The sequence below is a fragment of the Magnetococcales bacterium genome, assembly GCA_015231755.1.
Lineage (GTDB): Bacteria > Pseudomonadota > Magnetococcia > Magnetococcales > Magnetaquicoccaceae > Magnetaquiglobus.
The window spans coordinates 118,453-142,327 of the sequence record JADGAZ010000005.1; the positions used below are offsets into that span (position 1 = coordinate 118,453).

Here is a 23,875-nt window from a genome sequence, read left to right on the forward strand (position 1 = left end):
GAGCCTTGTTGATTGATCATGTCTCAATCCAACCCCGCTTCAGGTCAGCAGCGTCAATTCGTCCGGGTGGATGATTCCCTTCCCTTGGCTTGGCGGCGCATCGAGGAGTCCCGTTTTCGGGAAATTCTGGCCTATTTCGAGAAACATCGGGTGTTTCCGCAAAAAGGCAATGATGTGCATCAGGTGATCACCTCTTTGGATGTCACCGATTCCCTGCGCAAAATGGAACAGAGCGATCCTCTGCTGGCCCGGGTGCTGAGTCGTTTGGATCAGAAACTCAATTTGTTGCTGCGGCTGTTTCATCCCGGCGAGTCGGATCGTCCCATGGTCATCACGCCGGTCAATCTGAGCGGGGGTGGGGTCTCTTTTCTGGAAAAGGATCCGGGGCTGTCCAAAGGGGAGATCCTGGAAATCCGGCTGGCCCTCTCCGTGGACGCCTTGACGGTGATCGAGTGCTTCGGCAGGGTGATGGTGGTCTCTGAAAATGCCCAGGATGGCCTGACCCGTGTGGCCTGTCGTTTTGAACCGATTCTGGATCCGGACCGGGAACGGCTGATTCAATACATTTTCTGGCGCCAATCCGAATTGTTGCGGGCCAAGAGCGGTTATTAGACCGGTCGGAATCGACATGGGGAGAGTGGCATGACCGGGAATGCGACGGCAATGGGCTCCAGTGTGATCGAGGTTCCATTGTGGTGGCGAAAGCTCAATGCCGTGGAAATCGAAGCCGTGGTGCGGGCCAGGCGGGGCAAACATCTCTCTCCGGTGCTGCAACCGGGGCTGGGCCATGAGGTTCGTACCCTGTTGGACGCGGAGCAGGCGCGAGATTCCGATGAGGGATTTTTCGCCTCGATTGCCCGCAAATGGCGTCTGGTGGCGCTGGAGACCTTCAACGCCAAGCTCAACCGTCTGGTGGAGCGGGCCCATCCCGGTCAGGACACCTTTCAACCCCACCCCCTGCAATGGCATGAGTCCGGAGAGGGGTTGACCTTTTGGGTGTCGGAAGGGGATGTGGGGGTCGGGGATTTTATCGAGATGCGTTTTTCTCTGTTTCCCGAGCAGCCGGTGCCGGTACATGCCTATTGCCGGGTGCGGCGGGTGCGGCGGGAGTGGAGTGGCACCGGGTTGCGGGTGGAGTGCAGCTTTGCAAACCTGGAAAGTCCAGCGTCGGCCCCGCCGCCGCCTTCCCCCGTGGACGAGGAGGTCCCGGGACTGATCATGCCCTCACCGATCCGCAAGACTCCGGAACCGGATCTTTCCGAACGTATGCCTTCCCCCCGATCCGCTGTTTCCCTTTCCCAACCCGTCGGTTCCTCCGGGCCTGCGACGGATCGCAAGAGTCGTCTCGAACAGACCCTGGCGGCGGGCAAGGCCATGGTCGATGCGGATCCCAGAGCGGTCGCCGCCCATGTGACCCCTCATGCCCATCCGGTGTTGCACACCACTTTGCCCAGGGCGACTCCCGCCCCGCCGGCGGTTGTCCAGCCGGTGCCGGCGGGTGGTTCCAAGCGTCAGGATTTCCGGATCAACGACAATCTGCCCCTCACCTGGAAAGTGATCTCCCAGAAAACCTTCGATCAGGCGGTGGCCCATTTCGAGATGCATCGGGAGTTCCCGATGCGGGAGCGGGTGGCCCGGCAAAAACGGATCCTGGCGGAGGTGGATGTGCAATTGAAGTTGCTGCGTCAACTCAACGTCAAGGCGCGTCGGCCTGTGGTGTGGTTTCGCGAGTTTCTGGATCGACGTTTCCGGCAGGCCAACGCGGAGAACGAAGAGGAGTATTTCCAGAGCGTTTTGATCTTTTTTTTCAGTTTGACCAAGGATCTGACCAAACGTCCGTCAGGCTCGATGATCGCTGCCCAGGTGGTTTCCCTCATCAAGGATCAAGTGGATCTTCAGATCGCCCGGGACCATGGGGAACCCGGTGTGCCCCAATTGCCCAAGAGCAAGGTGGAAGAGGATCTGGCGGAGATCAACCGGCAGATCACCAAGTTGATGGGGGAGTTGCGGGGGCTTTCCCCGGAGTTGGCGGAGAAGATCGTCGGATTCCGGGAGGTGCTTTCCTTGATGGATCTATCCAGCCAGGATCTTCCCAAACATTTGACGCCAGAAGGCGATGCGGTTTTTGCCGTCAATCTGAGTGCCACGGGGGTGGCCTGGAAAACCTCGAAGGATCGGGTCTATCGGGGGGATCTGGTGGAGGTGCGTCTGGGGGTGGATCCGCAAGGGGATGGGTTGGAACCGATCTGGGCCTATGGCCGGGTGGTGGTGGTCCAGGAACCGGATGATCAAGGCAAGCGTCGGGTGGCCAGTTATTTTGAACACATGTCGCCATTGCATCGGGAGAAGTTGCAAAGTCACATGGTCCGCAGGCAGCGTTCGGAACTGATGCGACGGGCCAACACCCCCTCATGACAAGGTGTGATGCGCCGGGGTGGAACCGGTGGCGTATTGCTGGAGAATGGCCCAGGCCTGTTGAAAGGTGATGGCGCGGATTTGTCCCGGATGGCGTTTGAGCAGGGTGTGATGAAATTCCGCCAGGGTTTTCAGATGGGCCGGATGGATTCCCTTGGGATGGATGTTCAAGGAGACGAACAGAGGCGCGGTGGGGTTGTGGCGTCGGGCTGTTGCCACATGACCGTTGAAACAGGTCAACAGGGCCTGGAGGTCGGTTCCCAGTTCCAGACGTTGGAAGTCGTTGGCCAGAATGGCTGTGGCGCGCCAGTAGGCCAGTTTCATCCGGTTGGTGGGGGTGGACAGGGGCGGAGGGGCATTGCAGGCTTCGCCCCGGGGAGGCGGGGGGGCGTGGCGGGTGAGAATGGCGACAGCCTGACGCAACGCCTGGGGTGCGCGCACCCGGAATCGTTCTCCGGGGGTGAGACGGTGGGCGGCGATGGGGATTTCAAACAGGCCCGATCCCCAGGGGGCTGGAGTGGTCAGGCCGGATTCGTGACTGAGCCAATAGTTGCCCGCCGCGGGCACGTTGGAAAAATCCACCTGTTGCACCGATGAGGCGATGCGGGCGCCGGGAATGATGCTGGAATCGATGCGGTATCCGGTTTCGCGTAGGAGTTGGAGGAGCCTGTTTGCGTCCGGTTGCAGCCCGTAGCCGCCGGCCCGGAAGGCCAGACAGCGATAGGCCGGCGTGTCGGCTGGCACATGGGGGGCGAGCAGGGTGGTCAGGTAGTCCGAGGCCCGTTGCAACCAGCCACGGATTAGGTGATGGCGCTCCTGGGGATCCGGGGAGAATGTGCCGGCAAGATAGTGTTCGGGTTGGAAGATGTAGCGGTTGTCCTCAAGGCGGGCATGGGTCCAGTGGGGATGGAGATGGGTCTGGACATCGTGTCCCCGTCGGATCGCCTCCACCAGTTGGGCTTCGGCCTGGGCGGGAAAGGTCGCACGCTGCCACTCCCGATAACGCCACAGACAGGCCACGTCGGCGAAAAGCGTGAGGGGAATGGCGAGCCGTTCGCAGGCGGCGAGCAGATGGGTGGTCGGCTCGATCAGCACCGCGTGTTCCGGCTGGCAGATGCGGCCCAGATAGAGTTCGTAATCGGCGGAGTAGAGGATGTGGATCATGGCATTATCCGATGTCGGCACCATGACTCGCAACCCGTGGCGAGTGCGTCTGGTCATGACACGATAACAGAGGGCAAGGGCATGAAACAAGATCCGGCCAGCACGATCGATACCCGGAGGCCGCGGCCATGAGCATGGATCCGCGTCAGTGGCCCGATATCCTGGGGCAGGAGGTGCGTGGGCGTTTGCGGCGTCGGGTCCACTACATCACCGACTCGGCCAACTGGTCTTACAAGTGGGATGCCCATTACATTGCCAGCGGGCTGGAAAAGCGGCTCGGGGATCGGGTGCCGATTGTCACCTCTCCCTGGGCGTTGCGGCATCAGGTGTTGTTGTTCGGCAATCGGGGGGCTTTCTTTTTTGGTCCACGGGAGCGGTTGCACCGTTCCAACGCCTTGTTCCTCATCTGGTTTCACGGCGAGGCCGGCTCCGGAGACCCGCGACTGGAGGCGATGTTCGATCAACTCCCCGGTGCGTTGGACCGGGTACGCAAGGTGATCGTGTCGTGTACGGTCTCCCGTCGGGTGCTGATGGAACAAGGTGTGGCCGGCGACAAGATCGAGTTGATTCCCCTGGGGGTGGATCTGGAACGGTTCCGCCCTGCGGATCCGGCGCAACGGGCGGCCATCCGGGCCGATTTGGGTATCCCACCAGAAGCGTTTTGCATCGGTTCCTTTCAGAAGGATGGAACGGGGTGGGGGGATGGGCTGGAACCGAAGTGGGTGAAGGGACCGGATTTCTTCCTGGAATTCCTGGAGCGGATTCGCGGGGTGCATCCGGGGCTGATGGTGCTGTTGACGGGGCCGGCCAGAGGCTATGTCAAGGCCGGGCTGGAACGGCTGGGTATTCCGTATCGTCACCGTTTTTTGGAGGATTATCAGCAGATCGTCTCTTATTATCAGGCGTTGGACCTGTACGCGATCACCTCCCGGGCCGAGGGTGGTCCCAAGGCGTTGATGGAAAGCTGGGCTTGCGGTGTGCCGGTGGTTTCCAGTCGTATGGGCATGCCGGCGGATTGGATCCTGGATGGCCAGAACGGATTCTTGTCCGAGGTGGGGGACGCGGGCCGCATGGCCCAACAGGTGGAGCGTTTGATGGGGGATCCGGTCTTGCTGGAGCGGTTGCGTTCCGGGGGGCTGGAAACCGTCCAGGGACTGGATTGGGAGCGGATCGCTGGACAATATCATGCCTTGTTCGTGGCGTGCGGGGTGCTTTGAGCGTTGCTCTTTGACGGGTGCTCTGATACACTCCAGGCATGACTGACAACTTTTAATTATTGAAAGTCAGAGTCAGGTTGAGAGGCATTCCCTGAAGCATGGCTGCGTCAGACTCTCTATTTTTTTAATTCATCAATCTGGGGACATGTGAACCGATGACACTGAAAACAGAGTTTGCCGGTTTGATCAAGGACGCGGTCCGCGAAATGTTTGCCGCCTATCTCGTCATGGAGCTTGAAAACGGCCCCACGGTCAGCAAGAAAGAAGACGACGATTACCGTCCACCGAGTTCCGAAGTGACGGTGGTGATCAATTTTTCCGGGGGCATCAATGGTGGCATCCATCTGGCTGCCCCGCTGCATGCCGCCATCGAACTGGCCTCGGCCTTTTCCGGTGAGGCGTATGACTCGATTGTCGGCGAGGCCGGGGATGGCTTCGGAGAGTTGGCCAACATCGCCGCCGGTGGGGTTCAGACCCGATTGGGTACCCGTTTCGGCAACATCAATCTCACCCCTCCCACCTTGATCACCGGCACCGATTACAAAATGCAGTATAAAAGTAATTTCGATAGCGTCAAGCAGTATTTCAAGTGTGATGCCGGGTTGTTTTTTGTCGAGTTCTTCTTTTACGTGCAACAGTTCAAGCGCTAAAAAAACGGACAGGCCCGATGCGTCGGGCCTGTCCGTTTTCCATTGGTGTCATCGGGGTGACACGGGAGCCTGATTGATCGCCTCCAGCAACTCCCGTTTGCTCACCGGCTTGGTCAAGTGTCCGTTGCATCCTACGGCCAGACTCTCCTGTTTTTTGTCGCTGGTGGCGTGGGCGCTCAAGGCCAGGATGGTGAGCGGGGGCAATCCTTGTTCCTGTTCCCACTGGCGGATGTTACGGGTCGCGGTCAGACCATCCATGATCGGCATTTCCAGATCCATCAGCACCAGATCAAACCGCTCCTGTCCGATCCGTTCCAGGGCCTCTTGGCCGTTGTTGACCGTGACCACACACTCGTGGGACGACTCCAGATACAGTTGAAACAGAAACTGATTTTCGGAACAATCCTCTGCCAGCAGAATTTTCAGGCGGCGTGTTTCGGTTTCCAGGTTTGATGGGACTCCGCTGGATTGGGATTGGGGTTCGGCCTGACGCACCGGCAGGGTGAAGTGGAAGCGGCTGCCTTCGTGCAGACGGCTTTCCAGCCAGATATCTCCCCCCATCATGGTCAACAGCTTGCGGGAGATGGACAGTCCCAGTCCGGTCCCCCCATAACGACGGGTGATGCCCGTATCGGCCTGGGAGAACTGCTCGAAAATCCGGGTCTGGAACTCCGGAGCGATGCCGATGCCGGTGTCCGACACCGTACACAACAGCCGATCCGGCTGGGTGGGATGAAAATCCAGATCCACCTGAATTTCCCCCCGGTTGGTGAACTTGATGGCGTTGCCCAACAGGTTGAGCAGAATCTGCCGCACCCGGCCATCGTCTCCCAGCATGGTGAGGCGGGTCGCGGGGGTGACGTTGACCTGGAGTTTCAGTCCTTTTTGTTCCGCGGACAGGCGCATCAGGTGGGAGATCTCCTCCACCAGGGTACCGGGGGAATAGGGGGCTTCGTTCAGGGTGAACTGGCCGGATTCGATCCGGGAGTAGTCGAGAATGTCGTTGATGATGGCCAGCAGCGCGCCACCGGAACGGTGCATCATTTCCACGAAGTGACGCTGCTCGGGTTTGAGTTCACTTTCCAGCAACACACCGCTCAAGCCCAGCACGATGTTCATCGGAGTGCGGATTTCATGGCTCATGGCGGCCAGGAAATCGCTTTTGCCCTTGGCGGCCCGTTCCGCCCGCTCCATGGCCTCCCGGAGTTCCTGTTCAATTTTTTCACGCTCATTGATTTCGTTCAATAATTTTGCATTGCTGGTGGCCAGTTCGTTGAGCAGTCGGGACATGGTGATGCGGCGATAGTACAACTCCAGAAAAATCCGGATCTTGGACAACAGCGTATAATCGTCGATGGGCTTTTCGATGTAATCCACCGCCCCCACCCCATAGGCGTGGACCCGGTGGGAAAGATCCTTGTAGGCCGCGGTGACGAAAATGATCGGATAATCCCGGGTGCGTTCCTCGCCCCGCAGCAAGGTGGCCACCTCGTAACCATCCATGTCCGGCATTTGCACGTCCAGCAGAATCAGCGCGAATTCGTGTTCCAGACAGAGATTCAAGGCCTGATTGCCCGATGACGCTTCCAGGATTTCCACCTGTACTTGGCGCAACAGTTTGCGCAAGGCCACGCGATTGGCCAACACGTCATCCACGATCAACAGCTTGGGCAAAGGTTCATTCATGACGGCACATCCTGGTCATGGGGGGGAAGGATCGGATTGGGGGGGGCGGGAGCGGTAGATCCGGCATCCCGGATCCAGTTCTGTGAAGCGGGATTCTTCGGTGGTTCCCAGCAATCTCTCCTGGGGGCCCAGACAGAGAAATCCGCCCCGTACCAGACTTTTGCGAAAGACGCCGAGTACCCGGTTTCTCAGTTCGTCGTTGAAGTAAATCAGAACGTTGGCGCAGTAGATCAGATGGGTTTCGGCGAAGTCCCCATCCGACACCAGATTGTGGTGGGCGAAGACGATCTTGTGGCGGATCTGATCGTGGATGGTGGCCGAATGGTCATGGCGGTGAAAATACGCCTCCAGCGCCCGTTTTCCGCCGGACAATTGGTAATTCCTGGAGAATTGCCGCAGTTTGTCCGCGGAGAAGACCCCGGATTCCGCCTGGGCGAGGGCGGTGTCGTTGATGTCGGTGGCAAACAGGGTGGTCTGGTTGAGCAATCCTTCTTCGTGCAGCAAGATGGCCAGGGAGTAGGCCTCCTCTCCGGTGGCGCAGCCGGGCAGCCAGAGCTGAATGCGGGGATAGGTGGCCAGATAGGGTATCACCTGATCCCGCAACCCCAGATACAGGGGCGGATCCCGGAACATCTCCGTGACCGGCACCGATACATGGGCGATCACCTCGTCCACGAAGGTGGTATCGTGGAGCAGTCTGGGGATCATCGCCGACAGGGTATGGTATCCCAGGGTGATGGAGAGGGTATGCAGACGCCGCTCCAGGGAAGCGCGGGCGTATTGGCTGAAATCATAGCCATGACGCAGACGCAAGGATTCCAGCAGCAGTTGCACTTCGATGGCGTGAATCTGGAGGTCGGTCATGATGTTTGGGTGAGCCAGTGGTGCATCATGGCCATGAGTTTGTCCAGATCCACGGGTTTGGCCAGATAGTCGTTGGCACCGGCCTGTTGACATTTTTCCCGTTCGCCGCTCATGGCCTTGGCGGTGAGGGCCACAATGGGCAGGGTGCGCCACTGCTCGTGGCTGCGAATGGTGCGCATGGCGGTGTAGCCGTCCATCTCCGGCATCATGATGTCCATGATCACCAGATCGATTTCCGGATGGGCCTGCAACTGGGTCACGGAGCGCACTCCGTCCTGGGCCATGAGCACCTGGAGTCCACGGGCGCGCAACGCCTTGGAAAGGGCGAAGATGTTGCGCATGTCATCGTCTACGATCAAGACCGTCTTGTCCTTGAGGGCCGGAATCTGGTGGATCGCGGGATTGGCGGCGGTGGCCGGCGGAAACGAACCGGTGGGAGTCTGCTGCATCTGGTGGAGAAACTGGGCCACCTCCTCTTGCAGCCGTTCCGGGGAACGTTCCCCCTTGATGATGATGTGATCGGTGAATTGCCGCAGATAGAGGGTCTCCTGATCGGACAACATCCGGCCCGAATAGATGATCACCGGCGGCAGTCGCAATCCATTGGTGGTGGCTCGTTCCAGCAGTTCGAATCCGCTGACCCCCCGCAGATTCAGATCCAGCACCATGCAGCAGAAAGTCTCCTCCCCCAGTCGCGCCAGGGCCTCTTCCGCCTTGGCCACGCAGGTGGTTTTCACCTCCGTGGACTCCAGCAGCGTGGCGATGGCCTTGCGGGCGTTGGGGTCATCCTCGATCACCAGCACATGGCGGGGATGCAACAGCCCTCCCTGGGTCCGGGCGATCCGGTTCATGACGGTTTCGATCTGTTCCCGTCCGATGGGCTTGACCCAATAGTCCGCGGCCCCCTGGGCGGTGCCGAAGGCGCTTTCGTCCCGGGCCGAGATGACATGAACCGGAATGTCCCGGGTCACCGGATTGGCCTTGAGTTGCTTGAGTACGCTCCAGCCATCCATGTCCGGCAGGGTCAGATCCAAAATCACCCCCGCGGGCAGATGGCGGATGGCCAGGGTCAACCCGTGTTCTCCGTCTGTGGCCATGATGGGGGAAAATCCCTTTCCCTGGGACAGTTCGTTGAGAATACGGGAAAAGACTGGATCGTCTTCGATGATCAGGATGGTTTTTTTCCGCAGGGGCGCGGTCACAGGCGCTGCGGCGACGGGGTGAGGCGGATCCGTGAGCCGGGGTTGGGGGACCGGGGTGGCAGGGGGGACGGTTTCTTCGGAGGCCTCCGAAACCGGGAGCGGAATCGGCAGGGTGAGGGTGAAACGACTGCCGGATCCGGGGATGCTGGAGACCTGGATCTGTCCTCCCAGCAAGATGGCCAGTTCCCGGGCGATGGTCAATCCCAGACCCGTTCCTCCATGGCGGCGGCTGGTGGTGCCATCCACCTGTTGAAAAGCCTGGAAGATTCGTTCCTCCTGTCCGGCTGGAATGCCGATGCCGGTATCGTGAACCGTCCAGGCGAGCCACTCCCGTTTATCCGGGGCCGAGGGGGGAGGGAAGGGAGGGGGGATTTTGTCCACGGTGAGGGTGACTTCCCCCTGATCGGTGAACTTGATGGCGTTGGCGAGCAGATTGGTGAGAATCCGGCCCAGTTTGTGGGGATCGGTGCGCAGGGTGGCCGGTGTGTGGGGGGTGGCCCGCAGGGTCAGGGTCAGGGCTTTGTCCCGGGCCAAGGGGGTGAAACGACGCTCCAGGTTTGTGAGCATTTGCACCACACTCACCGGCTCCAGGGCCAGTTCCATCTTGCCGGACTCCACCTTGGCCAGATCCAGGATGTCGTTGATCAGCATCAGCAGATCCTGACCGCTGTCGTGGATGATCTGGGCCGATTCCTTTTGGTCTTCGTTGAGGTTGCCTTCCGGGTTGATGGCCAGGGCGCGGGCCAGAATCAGTAGACTGTTCAACGGGGTGCGCAACTCGTGGGACATGTTGGCCAGGAATTCGGACTTGTAACGGGAGGCCTGTTCCAGCTCGGCGGCGTTGCGTTCCGCGATCTGCCGGGCCTCTTGCAAGGCGCGGGTGTGGCGTTCCAGGGTTTCGTTTTTGGTGCGCAACTCTTCGTTGGCGATTTGCAGGGCTTCCCCTTGGGTGGTGAGTTCCTCTTCCGAGCGGCGCAACTCCATGGCCTGCTGTTCCAGGGTTTCGCTTTTGGAACGCAACGTTTCATTGATCACCTGCAACTCTTCCCCCTGGACCTGGAGCTCGGCTTCGGATTGGCGGAGTTGTTGCGCCTGGGATTCGGATTGCTGCAACAGATTGCGGGTGCGTTGCAGGCGGTAGAGGCTTTCGAGATTGATGCCGATGACCGGTTGAATGGTTTCCAGCAAGGCGTGATGGGTCGGGGTGAACTCCCGGAAGGAGGCGATCTCCACCACTCCCAGGGTGCGTTCCTGAAAGCGCAAGGGTATCAGGATCAGGGCTTGGGGTTTGGCCTCTCCCAGGCCGGAGGCGATCTTGACATACTCTTTGGGCACGTCGGAAAGCTGAATGGTCTGACCGGTTTGGGCGCACAGTCCCACCTGGGTCTCGCCCAGAGGAATGGTGAGCCGGGCCTGTTTCATGTCTTCCAGACCGTAGCCCCCTTTGAGTTCCAACACCTTTTTGTCTTCGTTGTGGAGATAACAGGCCCCGTGACTGCCGTTGAGCAACGGGGTCAGGTGGTGAATCACCTGATGGGCGAACAGACCCGGATCCGAGAGTTGCTGCAACTGCACCGACAGGTGATTGACCTGACTCTTGATCCAGGACTCTTCATCGATATGCCGGGCCATGCCCTGAAGGATTCCAATGGAGCGGGCCAGGGTCCCGAACTCGTCTTTTCTTTCGGTGCCGGGTATGGCGATGGTGAAGTTTTTGGCGGCGAGTTGGGTGACGGACTCGTTCATCTCCCGCAGGGGACGGGTGATGGCCCGGGTGGCCAGGATCGCCACCACCAGACCGAACAGCATGATGGCCGAAAAAAACAGCAGCACCACCTGTCGGGCCGCCGTCGCGCTTTGATCGAACTCCCCGGAGAGGGAGAGAACCTTGTTTTGGGCAAACTGGACGATATAGTTGATATTCTCGTTGATCCGATCCACCCGTTTCAGGTACTCCGAGGTGGTGTGCAGCGCTTGGGCCTCCGGGGTGCGGTTGTCCAGGATCAAGACGATTTCCCGTTGGTGCAGGGCGTGCCACCAAGTATCCAGGAGGGTCTGGGTCTCGATGACACGGTTCATGTCACCCAGAAATCGTTCCTGGATGATTCTCATGTTCTCATTCAGGTCGCTCCAGGACTCCTGAAGCTGATGCTCGATCTTTTGGATGTCGTCGGGGGATTGGGGGGTGAGGATCAGGTCGCTGTACAGTCGTATTTCGATGATACGTTTTTCCAGACGGAGCGCGGCTTTGGTGACGGTGAAAGGGTGTTTGACCAGTCGGTCGTGGATGTTGGCGAGTTTTTGATTCTGGGTGTCGAAGAGCAGGAACTGCATGATCAATAAAATAATAAGTATCGAAAATCCCGCAGAAATACGATAAGCGATGGGAATATGATGGATGGATCGATTCATGCCCTCTCCTTAGCGAGTGGTCATTGGCTCCATGTTGGCCGCGAGAGTGGCCCTCAACTCCTCCCCCGAAGGATTGTCCCGCACCACAGCCCGTCCGACGGTTTCGGGCAGGATAAAGCGAATGTTGCCAAATGCAACCTTCTTATCGTGTATCATGGCTTCCAGATAGTGGTCAACCGGATACGCGGGCAGTCGGGTCGGCAGTCCGGCCCGTTGAATCAGGGCGCAGACCCGTTCGGTCTCCGCTGCCGGGCACAGGCCGACGCGGGTGGCGAAACGGGCGGCGGCCACCATGCCCGCAGCCACGGCCTCGCCGTGCAGCCAGGTGTCGTAGCCGGTCAGAGACTCGATGGCGTGACCAAAGGTATGACCAAAATTCAGCAGTGCCCGGGCGCCTTGTTCCCGTTCGTCCATGGCCACGATTTCCGCCTTGATGGCGCAGCAGCGGTACAGCAGTTCGGTGAGCAGGGGGGCGTCTCCGGCCAGGATGGTCTCCAGGCGCTCTTCCAGCAGATCGAACAACTCTTTGTCCCAGATGACCCCGTATTTGATCACCTCCGCCAGTCCGGCCCGTTGTTCCCGCTGGGGCAGGGTGGCCAGGGTATCCACATCCATCAGCACCAGACAGGGTTGATGAAAGGCGCCGATCAGATTTTTGCCCAGCGGATGGTTGATACCGGTCTTGCCTCCCACCGAGGCGTCCACCTGGGCCAACAAGGTGGTGGGCACCTGCACGAAAGGTACGCCCCGTTGATGACAGGCGGCGGCGAAACCGGTCATGTCGCCGATCACCCCGCCTCCCAGAGCCAACAGGGCGTCACCCCGCTCGAAACGGTTTGCGATCAGGGCGTCGAAAATGCGTTGCAAGGTGATCCAGTTCTTGTGGGTCTCCCCGTCTGGCAGGATGACGGGGGTGACCCGGAATCCCGCCTCTTCCAGCGACTGCCGGGTTGGGGCGAGATACAAAGGCGCCACGGTTTCGTTGCTCACCAGGGCGATCCGTTGGCCGCGAAACCTTTTTTTCAGCTCCGGGCCGATTCCGGACAGAATCCCGGAGCCGATGAGAATGTCATAAGAGCGTGGACCAAGCTCCACGGTCAGGGTGCGCAGGGTTGGATTCATGGGGTTTGCTCGATGATGCGGGGGGTGATGAAGACCATCAATTCCACTTGTTTGTTGTCCTGGCTCTCCTGCCGGAACAGTCGGCCCAGCAGGGGGATTTCGCTGAGTTGGGGAATGCCCAGGGTGCGATCGCTCTCTTTGGTGCGATAGATGCCACCCAGCACAATGGTTTCCCCATCCTTCACCAAGGCGTTGGTGGTGATCTCCTGCTTGCTGATGGGGGGCGGAGCCACACCGCTGCTGGCACCCACTTCGTTGTTGGTGGTCACCACATCCAGGATGATGTATCCGTTGGGGGTGATCTGGGGGGTGACGGTCAGGCTCAAGGTGGCGTCGATATACGAATAGGTGACCGCGCCGGTGGAGTCCCGGGTCGGATAGGGCTGGCTGGAGCCCTGGGTGATGATGGCCTTTTGTTTGTTGGTGGTGAGAATGCGGGGACTGGCGATGGCAGTCAGTTTGCCGGTGTTTTCCATGGCTCCGAGTTCGATGTCCAGATCCAGCATGGGGGAGATGGTCCCCAGATGCAATCCCACACTGCCGAAACCCGGCGTGCCGGGAGAGGCGGGCATGAAGGGAAAGTTCATGGGGGGGCTGGTGGTCATGGGCAGTCGGGGGGAGTCGTTTGTGGCGGAACTGACGGTGTGGACCTCGTTGGCATTGCTGATGCCGCTGGACAGGGCCCATTTGTCGTTTTTCTTGTAATTGAACCCCCAGTTGATGCCCAGTGAGGCGGCGTTGTCCCGGGAGACCTCCACGATGCGCGCCTCGATGAGTACCTGGGGAATGGGATGATCCAGTTTGCTCACCAGTTCGCGGATTTGAGCCAGATTTCCCGCCACTTCCTTGACGATCAGCGTGTTGGTGCGCTGGTCCAAGGCGACGCTCCCCTGTTCGGAAAGAATGCGGGTGCCTTTGGTCTGGTCCCCCTCTTGGAGCAGGGCCTTGATTTTATCCGCCTGGGCGAAGCTGACCGGAATCATTTCGGTCACCACCGGTTCCAGTTGTTTTTGATTGTTCTGCTCGACGATGCGGGCCTTGGCGGTTTTCTGGATCTCTTCCAGCGGGGCGATGCGCAGCACATTGCCCTGTCGCACCTTGCCCAACTGTTTGGCTTCGAGCATCAGATCCAGGGCCTGATCCCAGGGCACCTCTTCGAGGCGCATGGTCAGGGTGCCGGTGACGCTGTCGGCCAGGATGATGTTGATCTTGGCGATTTCGGCCATGAAACGCAGAGCGTTTTGAATGTCGATCTCCTTGACATCCAGGGAGACCTTCTGCCCCGAATAGGGGAATTCCGGCAGCGCGTTGGCATCCGGGTTGGTGAGGGGTTTGACCCGCACCAGCAGTTCCCGGTCTTTTTGGAGGATATCGTGGAGACCGGCGGAACGGTTCAAGTGCAAGGTGGCCACGAGGTTTTCCCCTTCGGGCTTCAGATCCACGTATTCCACGGGGCCGCCGAAGGCGCGCACATCCATGCGCCGGATCCACTTTTCGGCGGCTTTGGTTTTTTTGAGCTGGATGGTCAGGGTGTTGCCCTGGCGCTGGCCCTGGGCGGCGAAGCCTTCCCGGTCCAACAGGATGCGGGTCACCGCGTCCGTGCCATCCCGGGCGAAAGTGACCTGATTCACCGCAGGGGTGCCGGCCACATCCGGGCGCAAGGTCAACTGGATCAACGGTCCTCCCGCGTCCTGGCTGGCCCGGTAGGCGATGCCCGCGTGGGCCAGATCCACCACCAGCCGGGTCTTGCCGGGGGCGCTGGCCAGTTGGGCGCGCAGCACTTCCGGCGTGGAGACGGTGAGGGTCTTGGGTTCGGCGGGGCCGGGGATGCCTGGCAGATCCACCACCATGCGGGGGGGATCTTCGGTGCGGAAGATTTTCGGTTCCGGAAAGGGGCCGGTGCCCAGAAAACGGATTTCACTGCCTTCGGTCACCCGGGTGATGCGAGTGTCGCGGATTTCCGGACGGTTTTTGCTCTCCTGGCCTTTTTTATTGGCCAACACGGTCAGTTCCAGCCCCGAGGCGGTCTCCTTGAGGTCGTATTCCAGCATGGACGGCAGGGTCAATTCCAGTTGACCGTCGTGCTCCGGGGTCTCTCCGGGAAACAGACCCGCCACCGTGGACAGGTTGATCAGGCGGGGTTGGATGGCGTGATCCAGCAGGGTCTTGGGAAAGATCAGCAGAATTCTGGGGGGATCGCTTTTTTGATAGAGCTGATGGGTGAGGGGACCATCGGCTTTCACGAGGATGCGGGTGCCGTTGGACTCCTCCCGGGCGGTGACTTCGAGGATGCGTGTTGGGGGCTTGGCGGTTTGTTGCGCCGGGTCGGTGGCTTCGGGAGCGGGTTGGGACGCCAGACATCCGGCCAGCAACAGCAGCGCGAAGAACGATGACAGGAACGAAGCGGAGCGCATCATGGGGTTTTCTCTTCATGCAACCGTAGGGTAACGATTCTGGGTGCGCCCGAGGCGGAAGGGGGAGGTTCGCGGATGGTCACCACGCCATCATTGATTTCCGTGACTTCCCCTTCGCGGGTGCCGATGTGGACTCCTTGACGCACCAGATGACCCTTGCCCTGGGGATCTTGCACCATGGCCGCCGGAGGCCAGCCGTCCTTGGAGCGCAAAATGGCCACCAGCTTGAGGCTGTCCAGTTGAAAGGCTTCCAGAGGCTCCCGGGGACGGGCGGGAGCGGTTGGGGTGGCGTCGGCGTTGTCGTGCATCCGGCTTTTTTCCACTCCGGCTGGGGCCTGGAATGGATCCCGTTTGCCCACCAGACGGTAAGGCGGTTCTTCCTTGGGCAACGGCAGCTCGATGGCCGCGGCGTTGGCGGCGAAGCCGACCATCGCCATCACCATCGGCAGGGCCAGTCGCATCATGGGTTGAGTTTATCCTGTTTGTTTTTGTCCGCCGGTTTCGCCCCCTTGGCGGTGTTCTTGGCTTTTTTTTGCGCCTGCTCCGCCAGTTCGTCCGCGTCCAGAAAACGGTAGGTGGTCGCTTTGGTGGTGGTCAGCAGGGCGCCGCTTTTGTCCGGTGTCATCAGGGTGTCGTTGATCGTGACAATGCGGGGCAATCGGGCGATGGCCTGCATGAACAGTGCCGTTTCGTGGTAGGATCCCTGAATTTGCATTTCCACCGGGACTTCGGCGTGGATGTCCGCCAGCAGCTCCGCCTTGGGGGCAAACAGCACGAAGGTGAGTCCCTGTTCGTGTCCGGCGTTGGAAATGTCGGTGAGCAGCGCGGGAATATCCTTGCGTGCCGGAAGCTTGCGTGCCGCTTCCGCCTCCATGGCTTTCAGTTCGGCCAGCTCTTTGCGCAGCGCCGGAAGCTGGCGCAACATGGTTTGCCGGGAGCGGATGGTCTCTTCCTGCTTGGCGAGTTCGGCGTCGAGGCGTTCGATGGTGGCCTGATGATCCTTCAAGAAGAAATGCCAATAGCCGATGGCGATCACCACCAGGATCCCCAGGGCGATCCCCGCGTTTTGCAGCGGTTTGAGCCGCAACAGTTGACCCGGATCGAATCCCAGTTCCAGGCTCATGGTTGGGCTCCTGTTTTGGGGGCGGTTCTGGTTTTGGGATCCTCGGGTTCCGGTGGCGGGACGATCCGGGCGGTGACGGTGAATTCTTTCATTTCCGACTGGGCCTTGGCCGGGCGGGCCACCCGAGTCAGGTCCACATGGGCCAGATGGGGAGAGCGTTCCAGGGCGCTCATGAAATCCGCCACCATGGCGTTGGATTGGGCTTCGCCCATCAGTTCCAGGGCGTTTTGCCGGGTGGTGATCCGGGTGAGCCACACCTTTTCCGGAATCTGTTGACTCAAGGTGTCCAGCACCCGCAAGGTCAGATCCCGGGAGCGGCTCAACTGGGCCACCAGTTCCAGCCGTTGCTTGACCAGTTCCCGTTTGGCCTTGATATCGGCAATCTCCCCGAGTTGTTTTTCCAGACGTTTCAAGGTATCTTCGTTTTCAGTTTTTTTGGCGGTCAGTTCGGCGATATGGGTTTCGATCTGACTGTTGGCGATAAAGGCCAGCATGATGCCCATCAGGGCCACCGCTCCCCAGATCATGAATAGCCGGTTGACCTTGGCCAAACGTCGTGCCGGGCGGTAGGGAAGCAGATTGATGTGCAGTTTCATGGCGCGTCTCCCCGCAGGGCCAATCCCAGGGCCACCAGAAATCCGGTGGCGTTGTCCGGTCGCAACGCGGCTGGGATGGTTCCGTGCAGACCCGACAAGGGATTGACTCGTTGCACCGGCAGATTCAATAACTCCCCCAACTGGGTGGGCAGCTCCGGCAGCAGGGCGCAGCCGCCGGCGACATGCACCGATCCGACCCGCTGGTTGCCGTGGGCGGCGTTGTGAAAGTCCACGGATTGGCGGATCAATCCGGCCATCTGTTCCAGGAATGCCTGAACCATGGGTTGCCGTTGGGTGGGAGACCAGGGGCGGTTTTGGGCGTCTTGGCCCAGCCGGATCATCCGTTCCGCCTCTTCGGTGCCGAGGCTGTTTTGTTGCTGAAGCTCTTGCAGCAGCCGTTCCCCCCCGAAGGCGTGATCCCGGATGAACTCCGGCACGCCGTTGGCCAGAATCGCCACGCTCAAGTGGGAGGCGCCGGCATTGACCAGGGCGGTGGCTTCGGTTTTGTCGGTTTTTGCGGTTTGATCGGTTTTTTTGGCCTTGGCGGCTTTGGACAGCCCCTTGGCTCCCGCGGCGGTGGGACAGAACTGTCCAAAGGCGTTGATCATGCCGAACAGATCCAGATCACACAGAACCGGATTCAGACCCGCTTCCCGAGGGGCCTCCAGCCGGTTGTCCACCAGCTCTTTTTTGCAGGCGGTGAGCATCACGTCCATCTGTTCCGGGCCCCGCTCCAGAATCTGGAAGTCCAGATAGACCTCTTCGATGTCGAAGGGGATATGCTCTTCGGCTTCCAGGGCGATCTGGTCTTCCAGATCCAGTTCGCTCATCAGGGCCAGTGGAATCCGTTTGATGATCACCGATGGGCCGCCGACGCCAATGGCAACGCGCTTGCATCCGAAGCGGGATTCGGCCCAAAGTTCCCGGAGAGTCTGGACCACGACCTCCTTTTCTTTGATCTTTCCGCCGGAGACGGCCTTGGGGGGCAGGGGTTTCCACCCGACCCGATGGACGCTCCATTGGCGTCCGGAATGGCGCAACTCCACCGCCTTGATGGCGGTGGTGCCGATGTCCAGACCGACCACGGGCTTGTCAAAGGAGGCAAATGGGATCATGGTGCTTTTTTCGGTCCGTTTTTTGGCATGAGGAATCTGGACGGATGGTGCTGAATCGTCTAAAAAGCAGGATCAACTTTAATGGAAGAGAGGGCCAGTGGCAATGCACCCTTTGCCACGGTTTCTTCTTTCCGATCGTTCATCCGACCATGAAAGGCTGAATTCACCATGGGTACGGTACGCAAGAAAGGCGATCCGGGCCGGGATGTCATCGAGCCCGATCTGTTCGACCCGCTTCCCGACGACCCCCGGGAGCCGGATCTGTTCATCGACGCTCCTGCTCCGGAGGCGTCCGTTCCGGCTTCCGGATCCCAGGCCCGGAAGGACTCCCAGCCCGGGGAGTCGGAGATTCAGCCCGCTGGACCTCCCCCCAAACCCCGTCCCAAACCCCCGGTCCGTCCTGCCGCGAAGCGTTCTTCCGGCGGTTTCTGGCGTTGGGTCTGGCGGTTGTTTCTGCTCGGGATTTTTTTGATTCTGGTGGGGATCGGCGTGGCCTGGGGGGTTTACCAGCACTTTTCCGAGGGGTTGCCCACCTTGAAAAGTCTGGCGGATTATCGTCCCAATCTGCTCACCCGGGTCTATGCCCGGGATTATCAGTTGATGGGGGAGTTTTACATTCAGCGTCGGCTGTTCATTCCCCGTTCGGAGATGCCCCAACGGCTGATCGATGCCCTGTTGGCCACCGAGGACTCCCGTTTTTATCAACATCCGGGCATCGACATGACCGGCATCCTGCGGGCCACGGTCACCAACCTCAAGGCCGGAGGCCGCAAGGTCCAGGGGGCTTCCACCATCACCCAGCAGGTGGCCCGCACCTTTCTGCTCACCTCCATCAAGAGCATGGAGCGCAAGATCAAGGAGATCATCCTCTCCTTCCAGATCGAAAAGCGGTTCACCAAGGATGAGATTCTCGAACTGTACTTCAACCAGATCTATATGGGGGCCGGGGCCTATGGCATGGGGGCGGCGGCCCACGCCTATTTCGCCCGGGATGTCTCCGAGTTGACCCTGGGCCAGATGGCCATGCTGGCGGGTCTGCCCAAGGCGCCAAGCTATTACAGCCCGTGGCGGGATCCCGAAAAGGCCCGCGCCCGTCAGAAACTGGTGCTCAACCGTATGGTGGAACTGGGACTGGCCACCGCCGAAGAGGCCACCGAGGCCGCCGAGGCTCCCTTGAATCTGGTGCGTCCCAAGGAGTCTTTGGAACAGATCGCCCCGTATTATCTGGAACACGTGCGCCGTACCATCCTGGAAGAGTGGGGCAGCGATCAGTTGTTCAACGGCGGACTGGAAGTCCATACCGCCCTGGATCCCCGTCTGCAACGGGTGGCCCAGCAGGCGGTGCGCAAGGGGTTGCTGGAATACGACCGCCGTCACGGTTATCGGGGTGTGGTGACCCATATCGCCGATGTGGGGGTTCAGGGGCGGGGTGCCTGGCTCAAAAGCCACGAGAAAACCCAGCCCACCACCGGTGGATTTCTCCATGCCTTGGTGCTGGATATCCCCAAACAGGGACCAGCCCACCTGTTGCTCACTTCCGGCAAGGAGATCCAGTTGCCCATGGAGGGGATCAAATGGGCCCGTCCCCGGCGCAAGGATGCCAAGGAGAACAAGGATGGCAAGGATCTGGGACCGGCTCCCAAAAAGCTTGCCGATCTTTTGACGCCCGGCGATGTGGTGCTGGTGGAACCGCCGGAAGGCAAACGTACCCATTTCACCCTGGCCCAGGAACCCAATGTCGAAGCCGCCCTGGTGTGCATGGATCCCCACACCGGTCAGGTGTTGGCCATGGTAGGCGGGTATGATTTTTCCCGCAGCGAGTTCAACCGGGCCATCCAGAGCATGCGTCAACCCGGCTCCTCCTTCAAGCCGTTCATCTATACCGCCGCCATGGACAAGGGTTACTCTCCGGTGGATCGGGTCGAAGACAGTCCTTTGCCCATCACCTATCGGGATCCCAACACCGGCGAATCCAAGGTGTGGCAACCGGAAAACTACGAACACAAATACTACGGACCCACCACCCTGCGGGTGGCTTTGACCCACTCCCGCAATCTGGTGACCGTGCGGCTGGCCAAAAGCATCGGCATTCCCTATATCGCCTCGTATCTGAAGAATTTCGGATTGGATATTCCCCCGGAGCGGCAGGATCTGTCCTTGTCCCTCGGCTCCATGGGTTTTTCACCCCTCAAGATGACGGCGGCCTACGCGGTTTTCGCCAACGGGGGCAAGCGGGTGGAACCGGTCTACATCGCCCGGGTTCAGGACCGTTTCGGTCGCACCGTGTTCCGTCACGGGGGCGGGGACTGTCTGTTGTGCCATCAGGAGCCGGAACGGATCATTCCCCAACCCGGGGAATCCATCAATACCCCCAAGTTCGGCAAGCCGACCCTCAATCCCGCCAGTGTCTATCAAGTGGTGAGCCTGATGAAAGGGGTGGTCAAGTATGGCACCGCCCGCAAGGCGTTGTCTTTGAACCGTCCCATCGCCGGCAAGACCGGCACCACCAACGACTATCGGGATGCTTGGTTCATCGGCATTTCGCCCTCTTTGGTGGCCGGGGTGTGGGTGGGCATGGATGACTTCTCCATGCTGGGGGAGACCGGCGGCACCGCGGCTTTGCCCATCTGGATCGACTTCATGCAAGAGGCGTTGCAGGGCCAGCCGGCCACGGATTTCGCCGTGCCGCCGGGCATCTCCTTGGAGGAGATCGATGGGGAAACCGGCGAGCTTCCGGGTCCGCAAACCACCCAACGGGTTTTTGAGGCCTTCAAGCCCGGACAGCAGCCTTTGACCCCTGCGGCTGCGGCGCCGGTTCAGGAGGAGGGGAGTTCCGGAGCGCCGGGAGCCGGATCCACGGATGATGAGGAGGGGGGAGTGGCTCCCGCCGCACCCACACCGACGGCTCCCGCTGGCGGCAATGCCCCCCCGTCCCGCAGTTGGGGACCGGCGGACGGCAGTGCCGCTCCTGCGGCGCCCGCGTCTCCGGGTGGTGGGGGGAGCAGTTGGGGCAGTAGCAGTGGCAGCAGCAGTGGTGCCGGCAATCCCCCCCGTGGCGGCAACAATCCCCGCGGCGCCACCCCCGGTGGTGGGCGGCAGGGTCAGGGGGAGATGGACGGCGGGCTGTACTGAAAAAATCCGGACCGGAATCGACGTGGCGCATCGATTCCGGTCCGGCATGATTGGCAAAATGGAAAAACGGGGAAAAACGGCGGGAAATTCCCTAAAGAATCAGGCCTGGACCGGCGCCGGCAGGGGCAGAATGGCTTGACGCATTTTGGCTAGGGCGCGTTGTTCCAGTTGCCGCACCCGCTCCCGGGAGACCCCGAGTTTGCGGCCGATCTCTTCCAGGGTCAAAGGGGTGTCGTCGAGTATGCGCCAGGAGATGATGGCCCGTTCCCGTTCGTTGAGCACCCGCAGGGCCTGGGCGGCGGCGCGACGGTTGAGGGTCGCGGTTTCGGCGGCCAGCAGGGTGACCTCCTGATTGCTGCGCCCGTCGGGAATGAGGTTTTGCAGTTCTTCGCCGTCATCCAGGGTGCAGCGGTTCAAGGAGTCGTCCCGGTTGGCGAGGCGGCAGTCCATTTCGAGGATTTCACGGGTTTTGGCCCCGAGCTTTTGACCCAGCAGGCAGGCTTCGTCGTGATCCAGGCGTTCGATGGAGATTTTGTTGCGGCGCAGACTGAAAAAAAGTTTGCGTTGCATGGCGGTGGTGCCGATCTTGACCAGACTCCACGAGCGCAGAATGAACTCCTGGATCGAGGCCCGAATCCACCAGACGGCATAGGTGGCCAGTCGGAATCCCTTGTAGGGATTGAATTTTTTTACTGCCTGCATCAGTCCCAGGGAGCCTTCCTGGACCAGATCCATCAGTCTGAGGCCATAATCCACGTACTCTCTGGCGATTTTGACCACATAACGCAGATACGAAGAGACCAGTCGGTGGGCTGCTTGCAGATCCCCGTGTTCGTGATAGCGGACCGCCAGTTGGAATTCTTCTTCCGGGGTGAGCAGAGGAAATTGGTTGATCTCCCCCAGGTAACGGCTCAAATCTCCCTGATCGGCGACCGGAACCAAGGCGTATCCCATTGTGGGTTTCATGCAACCTCGAAAGCGTGTTAAATTGACAGTGGACGGGATGCGGAGCGGATGCGGATGACCGCAACGGGGCTGTTTTAGAGTTTCTGGTGTGACATCAATGGAGTATTGTTATGTCGGGATGGCAGTTTGTCAAGGGATGGATCCGTTCCGTACTTTTTTTTGCCTTGCTGGTGGCCGGAACCTGTGTCTATGGATTGTTGATTTCCGTGTCCTGGCCGGTGGCCTCCCTGGCGCGCAGACGGCGTTGGGCTGCGGATTGGTCCCGGTATTGCCGTCGTCTGCTGGCCGTGAGCTGTGATTTGCGCGAGCGGGTGGAGGGGCTGGAGAATCTGCCTCCCCCGCCGTATGTGATTTTGTCCAAGCATCAGTCCGCCTGGGAGACCTTGGCGTTTGTGTCGTTGTTTTATCCATGTGTGCAGGTGCTCAAACAGAGCCTCACCTGGATTCCGGTGTTCGGCTGGGCCTTGCAGGCCACGGGTCAGATCTCCATCGACCGGAGCCGGGGCGTGGCGGCGTTGCACCGTCTCCACGAACAAGGAATCCATCAACTGGAACAGGGCGTGGCGGTGTTGATCTTTCCCGAAGGCACCCGTTCCGCGCCGGGAGTGGCGGGCAAATATCATCCGGGGGGCGTTTCCCTGGCTTTGGCCGCCGGGGCTCCCATCGTGCCGGTGGCCCACAATGCCGGCTCTTTCTGGCCCCGGCGCTCGTTTCTGAAAAAAGCCGGTGAGATCCGGGTACGGATCGGCACGCCGATTGCCACGGCCGGTCTGAGCCGCGCCGACCGCAAGGCTCTGGTCGCCCGGGTGGAGGCGACCATTGAGGCCATGACCGCCGAGCTGGAAACCTCATCCGTCTGAGAAGGTTTTTTGATTTACTCCCACGGCGTTGCTGCTACAATGGGGGCCATGGCTGTACGGGACAGGGTGTCGGGTGCGCACGGATGGCCGTGTTCAATCTACTCGTGACAGGGGATCGGATCATGGATGGCGCTGGCAAGAAGCTACAGGAGAAGGATGTTTTTGAAAATACGGTGGCAGTGGTCCGGGAGCTGTATGGCAAGGAGACCTTCTGTAATCGTATCAAGGCCGAACAGATCGTCATCGATATCGACGTGGAACAAGGCTGCACCAAGAGCGTGATGCTGGAGTATGGCAAATTCGTCGTCTCCAGGGACTCCAAGGATGTGAATGGGAATTACGTCAAACACGACATCCTCAAGGATCCCCAATCGTTTGAACAGTTCGTGTTCGTGGAGAAATTCTACGAGTACATGGACTGCAAAATCAATGACCTGACCGAATACGAAATCTCTCTCCGCGAATACGAAAGCCTGCTCAAGTTCTCTCAGATCACCGCCAATCTCAACTACAAAATGTTTCCGGCCTTGATGGAGTTCTTCAAGAAGGATTGCCTGAACACCTTCCGCTCGGTCCTGAACAAAGAACAGGCCAAAATCCTGAACATGCGCCTGGGGGAACTGTTGATGGAGTATCAGCCCTGATCGGGCTGGCCAGTGTCGGACCGGGTGGATCCCAGGGGTGGACCACTCGGCAGCGCAGGGGAGATCGTGAACCGGTTGTCCCGGCTGGCCCGCCTTTTGCTTTTATCAGAAACTTAATGACAATCCGGTGACTCGCCACCCCTGACGCAACACTTTCACGCCGTCAGATCCATGGTTTCATTTCCCCCAGGATTCAACGTCCATCCTTGAGTAGCCTTCACAATGACGACGACGCTCCTTGAAACCCTCATCGCCCGCGCCATCGATCTGGGATTGAAATCCTCGCTGGCTTC

Annotated in this window: 18 protein-coding genes; 7 read left to right on the forward strand and 11 right to left on the reverse strand. The window is 60.0% G+C overall.

Going from position 1 to position 23,875, the window contains the following annotated elements; translation table 11 throughout:
* The first annotated feature begins 18 nt into the window (after positions 1 to 18).
* Positions 19 to 612 (forward strand): PilZ domain-containing protein, encoded by a 594-nt coding sequence (locus HQL98_05025; protein ID MBF0271428.1) that lies wholly within the window; start codon positions 19 to 21, stop codon positions 610 to 612.
* Between the two features lie 30 nt (positions 613 to 642).
* Entirely contained in the window at positions 643 to 2,415 is a 1,773-nt protein-coding gene (locus HQL98_05030; protein MBF0271429.1) for a hypothetical protein, read from the forward strand.
* Here HQL98_05030 and HQL98_05035 read toward each other — a convergent pair.
* Positions 2,410 to 3,579, reverse strand: coding sequence for a hypothetical protein (locus HQL98_05035; protein MBF0271430.1), 1,170 nt, complete (start codon positions 3,577 to 3,579; stop codon positions 2,410 to 2,412). The genes HQL98_05030 and HQL98_05035 overlap by 6 nt on opposite strands.
* A gap of 128 nt (positions 3,580 to 3,707) precedes the next feature.
* Between HQL98_05035 and HQL98_05040 the strand changes: the two genes are divergently transcribed.
* Together HQL98_05040 and HQL98_05045 are read left to right on the forward strand one after the other, a co-directional pair.
* A complete protein-coding gene (locus HQL98_05040; GenBank protein ID MBF0271431.1) occupies positions 3,708 to 4,796 on the forward strand; it encodes a glycosyltransferase in 1,089 nt (362 codons plus the stop codon).
* Between the two features lie 155 nt (positions 4,797 to 4,951).
* A complete protein-coding gene (locus HQL98_05045; GenBank protein ID MBF0271432.1) occupies positions 4,952 to 5,446 on the forward strand; it encodes a chemotaxis protein CheX in 495 nt (164 codons plus the stop codon).
* Positions 5,447 to 5,494: 48 nt separating this feature from the next.
* On the opposite strand, the gene HQL98_05050 is transcribed toward HQL98_05045, so the two are convergent.
* Genes HQL98_05050 through pilM form a run of 9 tightly spaced genes read right to left on the reverse strand, consistent with a single transcriptional unit; the run spans position 5,495 to position 17,980 of the window.
* Entirely contained in the window at positions 5,495 to 7,132 is a 1,638-nt protein-coding gene (locus HQL98_05050; GenBank protein ID MBF0271433.1) for a response regulator, read from the reverse strand.
* A gap of 15 nt (positions 7,133 to 7,147) precedes the next feature.
* Entirely contained in the window at positions 7,148 to 7,996 is an 849-nt protein-coding gene (locus HQL98_05055; protein ID MBF0271434.1) for a protein-glutamate O-methyltransferase CheR, read from the reverse strand.
* Positions 7,993 to 11,610, reverse strand: a complete 3,618-nt coding sequence (locus HQL98_05060; protein MBF0271435.1) for a response regulator — start codon at positions 11,608 to 11,610, stop codon at positions 7,993 to 7,995. Before HQL98_05060 ends, HQL98_05055 begins: the two co-directional genes overlap by 4 nt.
* A 9-nt stretch (positions 11,611 to 11,619) precedes the next feature.
* Positions 11,620 to 12,720, reverse strand: a complete 1,101-nt coding sequence (aroB, locus tag HQL98_05065) for a 3-dehydroquinate synthase (GenBank protein ID MBF0271436.1) — start codon at positions 12,718 to 12,720, stop codon at positions 11,620 to 11,622.
* Between the two features lie 8 nt (positions 12,721 to 12,728).
* Positions 12,729 to 15,149, reverse strand: a complete 2,421-nt coding sequence (pilQ, locus tag HQL98_05070; protein ID MBF0271437.1) for a type IV pilus secretin PilQ — start codon at positions 15,147 to 15,149, stop codon at positions 12,729 to 12,731.
* On the reverse strand, positions 15,146 to 15,610 hold the full coding sequence (locus tag HQL98_05075) for a pilus assembly protein PilP (protein ID MBF0271438.1): 465 nt from the start codon (positions 15,608 to 15,610) through the stop codon (positions 15,146 to 15,148). Before HQL98_05075 ends, pilQ begins: the two co-directional genes overlap by 4 nt.
* The gene (gene pilO, locus HQL98_05080) at positions 15,607 to 16,269 is read right to left on the reverse strand and encodes a type 4a pilus biogenesis protein PilO (protein MBF0271439.1); all 663 of its coding nucleotides are present in this window, start codon (positions 16,267 to 16,269) and stop codon (positions 15,607 to 15,609) included. The genes HQL98_05075 and pilO overlap by 4 nt, the downstream gene beginning before the upstream one ends.
* Complete coding sequence (locus HQL98_05085) at positions 16,266 to 16,865, reverse strand: PilN domain-containing protein (protein ID MBF0271440.1); 600 nt, start codon at positions 16,863 to 16,865, stop codon at positions 16,266 to 16,268. Before HQL98_05085 ends, pilO begins: the two co-directional genes overlap by 4 nt.
* Positions 16,862 to 17,980, reverse strand: coding sequence for a type IV pilus assembly protein PilM (gene pilM / locus HQL98_05090; GenBank protein ID MBF0271441.1), 1,119 nt, complete (start codon positions 17,978 to 17,980; stop codon positions 16,862 to 16,864). The genes HQL98_05085 and pilM overlap by 4 nt, the downstream gene beginning before the upstream one ends.
* Before the next feature lie 168 nt (positions 17,981 to 18,148).
* Here pilM and HQL98_05095 point away from each other — a divergent pair, with 168 nt between their 5' ends.
* Entirely contained in the window at positions 18,149 to 21,112 is a 2,964-nt protein-coding gene (locus tag HQL98_05095; GenBank protein ID MBF0271442.1) for a PBP1A family penicillin-binding protein, read from the forward strand.
* A gap of 99 nt (positions 21,113 to 21,211) precedes the next feature.
* Here the strand turns inward: HQL98_05095 and rpoH are convergent, their stop codons facing one another.
* Positions 21,212 to 22,066 (reverse strand): RNA polymerase sigma factor RpoH, encoded by an 855-nt coding sequence (rpoH, locus tag HQL98_05100; GenBank protein ID MBF0271443.1) that lies wholly within the window; start codon positions 22,064 to 22,066, stop codon positions 21,212 to 21,214.
* A 122-nt stretch (positions 22,067 to 22,188) separates the two neighbouring features.
* Here rpoH and HQL98_05105 point away from each other — a divergent pair, with 122 nt between their 5' ends.
* Together HQL98_05105 and HQL98_05110 are read left to right on the forward strand one after the other, a co-directional pair.
* Positions 22,189 to 22,938, forward strand: coding sequence for a 1-acyl-sn-glycerol-3-phosphate acyltransferase (locus tag HQL98_05105; GenBank protein ID MBF0271444.1), 750 nt, complete (start codon positions 22,189 to 22,191; stop codon positions 22,936 to 22,938).
* A gap of 89 nt (positions 22,939 to 23,027) precedes the next feature.
* Positions 23,028 to 23,582 (forward strand): hypothetical protein, encoded by a 555-nt coding sequence (locus HQL98_05110; protein MBF0271445.1) that lies wholly within the window; start codon positions 23,028 to 23,030, stop codon positions 23,580 to 23,582.
* Positions 23,583 to 23,875: the final 293 nt, after the last annotated feature.